At 56.5% G+C, this 6329-nt stretch carries 9 protein-coding genes; all 9 read right to left on the bottom strand.

Translation table 11 applies throughout. The features are described from left to right. The coding region (locus tag M7439_RS06835; RefSeq protein WP_308464429.1) for a hypothetical protein at nucleotides 1-440 on the bottom strand (440 nt) is incomplete at its 3' end. Further along, a complete protein-coding gene (locus M7439_RS06830) occupies nucleotides 440-865 on the bottom strand; it encodes a hypothetical protein (protein ID WP_308464428.1) in 426 nt (141 codons plus the stop codon). The genes M7439_RS06835 and M7439_RS06830, both read right to left, overlap by 1 nt. After that, nucleotides 862-1299, bottom strand: a complete 438-nt coding sequence (locus M7439_RS06825; protein ID WP_308464427.1) for a hypothetical protein — start codon at nucleotides 1297-1299, stop codon at nucleotides 862-864. Before M7439_RS06825 ends, M7439_RS06830 begins: the two co-directional genes overlap by 4 nt. An 88-nt stretch (nucleotides 1300-1387) precedes the next feature. Next, nucleotides 1388-1636: a hypothetical protein gene (locus tag M7439_RS06820; protein WP_298442843.1), complete on the bottom strand. Its 249-nt coding sequence runs from the start codon at nucleotides 1634-1636 to the stop codon at nucleotides 1388-1390. A gap of 76 nt (nucleotides 1637-1712) precedes the next feature. Beyond that, the gene (locus M7439_RS06815; RefSeq protein ID WP_308464426.1) at nucleotides 1713-2591 is read right to left on the bottom strand and encodes a hypothetical protein; all 879 of its coding nucleotides are present in this window, start codon (nucleotides 2589-2591) and stop codon (nucleotides 1713-1715) included. Further along, the gene (locus M7439_RS06810) at nucleotides 2588-3571 is read right to left on the bottom strand and encodes a hypothetical protein (RefSeq protein WP_308464425.1); all 984 of its coding nucleotides are present in this window, start codon (nucleotides 3569-3571) and stop codon (nucleotides 2588-2590) included. The genes M7439_RS06815 and M7439_RS06810 overlap by 4 nt, the downstream gene beginning before the upstream one ends. A gap of 11 nt (nucleotides 3572-3582) precedes the next feature. Continuing rightward, nucleotides 3583-5151, bottom strand: coding sequence for an ATPase, T2SS/T4P/T4SS family (locus tag M7439_RS06805; RefSeq protein WP_308464424.1), 1569 nt, complete (start codon nucleotides 5149-5151; stop codon nucleotides 3583-3585). Further along, entirely contained in the window at nucleotides 5144-5887 is a 744-nt protein-coding gene (locus M7439_RS06800; RefSeq protein WP_298344341.1) for a hypothetical protein, read from the bottom strand. Before M7439_RS06800 ends, M7439_RS06805 begins: the two co-directional genes overlap by 8 nt. 1 nt (nucleotide 5888) lies before the next feature. Further along, nucleotides 5889-6329 (bottom strand): hypothetical protein (locus M7439_RS06795; RefSeq protein WP_308464423.1); only part of this gene is annotated, 441 nt, incomplete at its 5' end.

The following is a 6329-nucleotide window of genomic DNA, read 5'->3' as shown; positions in this document are numbered from 1 at the left end:
GTGCCCGGCACAAAGATCGGTAGATTGGGTCCACTCGACGGTGAGCTCGTGTTGGTGGTTTGCACATTGGTTGCGTAGGTCCCGGTTGCGCTTGTCGTGGCACTGACGGAGCCGAGAATCGGCATCGGCACCTTAAAATTGACGCTGCACGCATAGGAGTTAGTCGTTGCGCTGCATGACCAGTTAGTTATGTAGGGTTTACCCGTAAGGAGCCCGGCGACAACAGCATTAGCCGCGGTCGCGTCTGCGGCTGATTGTGTACTCAATAACTGGTAGTTCCCCTGGGTGTTCAGGGCGCTGACGTCCTGTGCCGCTGCAGCAACCGCCGTCTGTGCAGCAGCATGCACCAGGATCGCGACATGGACGTAATCGAAGACGCCCAGCACCGATGTGATAAAAACGCTGAACAACAAGACTGGGAAGAGGACAAAGGCACCCATTACTCGGCCACCTGCTCTACCGGGACGCTAGCCGTCGCGGTCCAGGTGGTACTGATGTGTTTGCCAAGAAACGTTCCGAGATCGACGGTACAGACGCTTGAGACCACAAACGACTGGCCAGCTTTCACCGGGACGCTCACGCGTAGAGGTGCACACTGGGTCTGAGCAGATTGTGGAATCGCCTTGGCAAACACCTCCTTTGCCACCGTGGTCGCCTGCGATGCTTGGGTAGGGAACTGGAACTGGGTTGCCGCTCTGGCACTCACGAGCGCTGCGTCATCAACCATGGTGCCCATGAGCGCGTACATGATCATCAGTACCGCAGCGACAATGAGGACAAAGGACAACATGATGCCAAGCGTCATCTCCATCGTCGACACAAGGCCGCTCTCGTCGCTCAGTGTATCTTGCAAGCGCGCTATCATGAGGTTCGCCCACCTTGTTGCCAGATCGACACGGCCTTAGCGCTCCAGACGATCGGCATGTTAGCAACTGGGATCACCACCCGACGCTCGACCACGACCGTGCAGACGGGTTGAGCCGCGGAGCATGGCTCAAAGACCACACAGGCGTTGGTGTTGGGCGAGCACTGTGATTGAGAGGTGACGATGCCAGTGGAGCTCGCCAGGAGATAGATACTGCTCTCGGATTTGGCCTCCGCATTGGCGAAGGTCGCCGTCGTAGAGGCCTCAACAGCTGCCAAGTGGTGAGCGACTATTGCAGATAGCGCCTGTGCTCCCGCTGACCCGATGAAGACTCCTCCAAAGACAAAGATCACCGTGAAGACAAAGACCTCCATCGCCAAGCCCAGCGCGTCATCGACTCCCCCATGGATATCTTTGAGTCTTGTTCGCAACATGGGCCTGATCCTTTCTTGGTCTATTAAGTCGAGCACGGCCACTAGGGCGCGTAGGGGTTCACACGCCCTAGTGGCTGTTGGCTCGGGGTTAGGGAAGTTGGCTAATCACGGTATTGGTTTTTGTCGTGGTACTTGTCACGCCCGGCGCGATGACGTTCGTGTAGAGCGCGATAGCGACGCCAGCGATCACCATGATCCCGATGACCCATGCGATCGTGGTCGTTAAGTCCCCACTCTCGTCAAAGACCAATCGTTGCATTCGCAATGGCATGGCCCTTTTGAGTCCCTCGCCAAGCCACGCACCCACGGTCGTGTACCACACATAAATAGTAAGCATTATTCACCTCCCTCCCAGAGATACTCGTAATGGATTCTAACCAATTATCTACATATAGGTGTCCGTTCTATTTATGTCAAAGTCCACCTTTCCCAAACGCAGATAACATAGGCACCATGATGAAGACCAGCAGTGGCATGATCTGGAGTAGGGCAAATACCGAGAGCTTTGGTCGCTGAGCCTCAAGCTTCTTGGCATAGCCTCGCATGAGTGACTGCTTCATCGTGCGCGCCTGTTGTAGGATCATGTCCGAGAGAGCATCCGGAGAGAAGAGCGATCCTCGCATGGTCTCACCGATGAGTTCCAGCTCGGGGATGGCCCAATCTTGTCCCAGGTCCAGCATCGCCTGAGCAAGGCTCGCGTCCTCCGCGATACCCTCGCTGCTCGTGGATTCAGCAGCACTATCGATTCGCTCCTGGATCTCGCGGGTGATCCGGAACGCGACTGGCGAGTAGGTCACCTCCTCCATCTCGCGCAGGGCAATCTCTACAGGGTGAGTGCGAAGTTCAACACCAAAGACCATGAGATACATAGTGAGCACGGACCGGAAGGCCTCCCGTTCAGTTTTCGCCGTTCCCTCGATAGTTGCCTTTGTCAAGACCGTGCTGATAGGCACGCTCGCTCCAGCTCCGATCACGAAGGCAATGCCGGGGATCAGAAGCCCGAAACCAACGAGCGCCATCGTAAAAGCGACTGCGGCTGAGATGGTCAGGCACAACACCAGACTGTTGGCGGTCTTGGCGTTGTAGTAGCTCGTGTCTCTGTCGAGTATTGCAAGTGCTTGGCGCAGCTTTGGATCCTCGAGGGTGGTTCGGTAATGGTTGACTCGCCCGACAAGATCGCGGACCCCAACACTCTTGGTGTCACTGCGGAACAACCACGTGATCCCCATGTTTCCAAGCACCACGACAGCGGTGACCAACAGTGCCATCCCTACCAGGACATGACTACTCATGACGAGCTCCTTCCGTGATCCTCATTGGCAGAGACGTGCCCAATCTGTTGTCCGAGCCTTTCCCTGAAGGTCTGTGGGACAATCAATCGGGTCTCGGCCAGCGGTGCAGAGAACTTCCGAAAGAGAAGGAGGAGGCCGACCGTGACTGCCTCGATCAGGACAAGGACGATGTTGCCAGAGACGGTGCGGTAATAGGGCATGATGAAGTTTCCCATGAGTGCCCCAAGTGCGATCTCCATGATGACCACTGCAGGAAACATGATCTTGGCGATAGTGAAGATCTCCCGACGCGCACCGAGTGCGGTGTTCTGTTCGGCCAGTTCATCTTTGAGCTGTTGCTGGATCTGTGCCATGACCTCATAATCTGCATCACCACCGCTTGAGGTGAAGTTGGCATTCACCATCGCTACCACCACGTCGACCTGGGGATCCTCTCGCTTGATCGCAAACAGGGTCAGTGCATCACGCAGCCGGATAACATACCCACCGATCGAGACGTTGGCTAGGTGTAGGTTCTCCCGCAGATCCCCCGCCGCATCCGGTGGCAGTGACTTCGCTGAGATCATGAGCGACTCCCATGCCGTCTTGGAGGTTTGTAGCAGATACGAAAGCGTCTGAATCCATGTGATGTTGGCCTCCATGGACACCACTCGCGCCTCCATAGGGTCCTTGCCAAAGAATGCGCGGGTCAGATACAAGATCATCGCCGAGCCAACGGTAAGCACCGGCTGATGTGTAAAGATTGCCGCCCCAGCTCCGACCCCGAGGATAAGAGCCCAGTCCTTAAGGGTCATCCTTGCGATCGCGGACCTCGCTCTAGCGCGGGTCATATTTGCAACGAGCTCGCCCTTGGTGGAGCGACGTTTGACTAGATACTGTCCCCAGAGATCGGCGACTCCCCACAGACCACCGAGCAGAACGAGCAGTCCCCCAAGGTAGAGGTAGATAGCGTACCTTTGTGCCACGGATCCAGTAATCATCGCCTGAACCATTAGCGCTCTCCCCGATGATCGCGACCGCTGGGCGCGGACTCTGCCCCGAAGATTGCAGCAAAGACCTCGGCCTCGCTCGGGCCGGACGTAGAACCTTTCGGCTCAGGCACCGTCTGTGAAGGCGCCGATGCGATAGCTTGGGATCCCTCTTGGCGCTGGCGGATCTGTCCCTCTGTGGACCCATCTTTGGACCCATCGACGATGCCGGCCAACAGCGGATCTAAAGCGCGGTTTGGGACACGGGCGAATCCAACATCACCACCATTGTCAACAAGTCGCACACCAGTGCGGTTCACCTTGTCTTGGATGGATTCAGGAATGACTCCTCTCCATTTTGTAGTGCGTAGTTCAGAATCGAACCCCCAAAGCTCTCCATATACCGGCTTACCATCTGCACCAAGCTGGTGGGTGAGCACCCAAACGTGTTCGATCTGTCGCTCTGGATCGCGTTCATAGCGTTGACGCACAAACAGGATCACATCGACAGACTCGGCCATGCGCTCGAAGACCTCGCGCTCTGAGAGTTTGGAGCCCACCATGTTCTTAATGCGGCGCCAAATACTCGCTGGCTCCTCCGCGTGCATGGTGAGGCCAGATCCCCCAGTGACGTTGGCGACCGTGAACCAGTCGATGATCGAATCATCTAGCGCTTCCCCAATGACAATTCGATCGGCCATAAAGCGCTGGCTATCGCGAATAAGATTGGCCATGTTGCGCTCCTTGGTCGGTACGAGAGCCAGGATCATGTCATGACGATCTGATCGCGAGTTGAGATCGAGTTCTGGAGAATCCTCCACAACATAGAGGTAGTCGCTTGGATCCACACTGTGGAGCAGTCCCCTCAACAGAGTGGTCTTGCCAGAGCCCGTTGAGCCAACGACGAGGAACGTTGCACGTGATGCCAGCATTGCTCTGAGAAACCAGTACATCCCTCGAGTTGGGATCATCCCCATCCGGTAGATCTCATCCAAGTCAGGCTGACCGGTGCGGTTCATTCGGACCGAGGCGAGCACGGATCTCGTGTCGTGGAGCATGTTCGCCGCGATACGCACACGATGGCTCGGTAGATAGAGGGTGATATGAGGAGATGAGTAGGTCCAGTTCACCGGCTGGCCAGAGAACCTGATCGCCTTGCCACCAATAATGCTCTCACGGAATGTATTGAGGTTGTTTGCCAGCGGGTAGGTGAACTGTTCCTTGACACTCGATCCAATTCGATGTAACCCAATCTGTGCATCTTCCCCGTCCATCCATCGAATGGTGACGTTGAAGATGGTCTCATCACGGATGAGTGTCTCAAGTCCGCCGAGCCCAACAAGATCGTCAGCGACCACTACGGCGAACTCACTCGCCTGGTTTACACCGATTCCGAACTCAGCAGCTTGTGAGCACACCAGATCCTCAACGATCTTGCGCTTTTGGGCATACGACGCCGAGCCCTGGACAGTATCTGTGATCGTTGGATTGCGTGAGAACTTACTCACAGCGCTTTGGCGTTGTTGGGTCAGCCTCCAATAAGGAGGGGCATCGCCCTTTGACCTCTTGGCGATAGTCGCGACCTCAGACATTCAACTCTGCTCCTCTCAGGTAGTGAGCAAGATGGCTTACTCCATCTAGATATTGCTTGCTGGGCTTCTTGGCCTTCGACTCGGTAACGAGCGCATTTCGCCACAGGTGTGTAGCGATATCCTCATCGAAGGGCAACACCTCTGCGCAAAGGACTCCGCCAGTCGCATCGGTGACCTCTTGGGGCATCGAACGCAACCTGGAGATCACCACGATTGCCAGCCGATCCTGATAGAGGGTGAGGCGGGCGACTGCGCGTCGTGCCTCCTCTATGTTGCGCACCACCACGAGGATGATCGCTGCTGTATTCAACACGCGGTTATGGATGCCCATGTGCTCGGGTGCGACCCTACCCAGGTCAACAATGACATCCAAGTTGGTACTCAAGGCGAGGTCAACGCGCTTCTGCCACCACATGGGCTCGCCAGGACGAGGAAAATCAGGGATAACCGGTGCGGGCACGACCGGGAGCTCCCACCGCTCGGGATTAAGACCCGCAAGACTAGGTGCCTGGACCTCTGAGAGTCCGAGGTCATAGCCGTCGGCCAGAAGGTCCGATAATGACGCTGGCGTGTTAGAAGCTTGCGCATCAAAGCCCATAACCTGCATAAGGCTTCCACCAGTGATACCGAGCTCGAGCAAGATACGAGGGTGAAGCGGCCACAGGTTTGTCAAATTGGCGGCTAAAGTCGTTGTTCCGACCCCTCCAGCAACCTGCGTGAGTACGACCAACGCCATGTTATCCCGATACCCGTGCTAGGGAGATGTCACTGTTTGCCCCAGCAGTAGTCAGAGTTGGGGCCAGATCTTTAGACACCAGGAGATCCACTAAGGTTCCAGAGCCCGATGTTCCAGGAATGATCGAGGTGACCGTTCCTGCGCCAAGTACCATGCCAGGATTCGCAACGCTCCCCTTGGGGCCAGTGCTGAGCGGCTGTTGGCCAGTAAAGACCACCTCTACCCGACCTCCAACGTTAACCCCGGCACTTGGAAGGTGACCTGGAGATAGGTCTAAACCTATGACGGCCTGACTCACCCCGAGGTGTCCTGCACTCACCAGACCGGAGGTCAGCACCTCTCCAGGCAATAGACCAACCGTGGCGTGGGCGGTGAGGATCTGTCCCAACGACAAGGCACCCGGTACACCAGGAGTCGAGATGTTCGCTACTCCGATGTCAGC

It is taken from the genome of Ferrimicrobium sp. (assembly GCF_027319265.1).
Taxonomy (GTDB): domain Bacteria; phylum Actinomycetota; class Acidimicrobiia; order Acidimicrobiales; family Acidimicrobiaceae; genus Ferrimicrobium.
Note: the sequence above shows the minus strand (reverse complement) of the source record. Positions and strands in the feature narration are given on the sequence as shown.

Coding starts and splice junctions, on each gene's coding strand:
- M7439_RS06830 (WP_308464428.1), bottom strand. CDS start 865: ATGATAGCGCGCTTGCAAGATACACTGAGCGACGAGAGCGGCCTTGTG.
- M7439_RS06825 (WP_308464427.1), bottom strand. CDS start 1,299: ATGTTGCGAACAAGACTCAAAGATATCCATGGGGGAGTCGATGACGCG.
- M7439_RS06820 (WP_298442843.1), bottom strand. CDS start 1,636: ATGCTTACTATTTATGTGTGGTACACGACCGTGGGTGCGTGGCTTGGC.
- M7439_RS06815 (WP_308464426.1), bottom strand. CDS start 2,591: ATGAGTAGTCATGTCCTGGTAGGGATGGCACTGTTGGTCACCGCTGTC.
- M7439_RS06810 (WP_308464425.1), bottom strand. CDS start 3,571: ATGATTACTGGATCCGTGGCACAAAGGTACGCTATCTACCTCTACCTT.
- M7439_RS06805 (WP_308464424.1), bottom strand. CDS start 5,151: ATGTCTGAGGTCGCGACTATCGCCAAGAGGTCAAAGGGCGATGCCCCT.
- M7439_RS06800 (WP_298344341.1), bottom strand. CDS start 5,887: ATGGCGTTGGTCGTACTCACGCAGGTTGCTGGAGGGGTCGGAACAACG.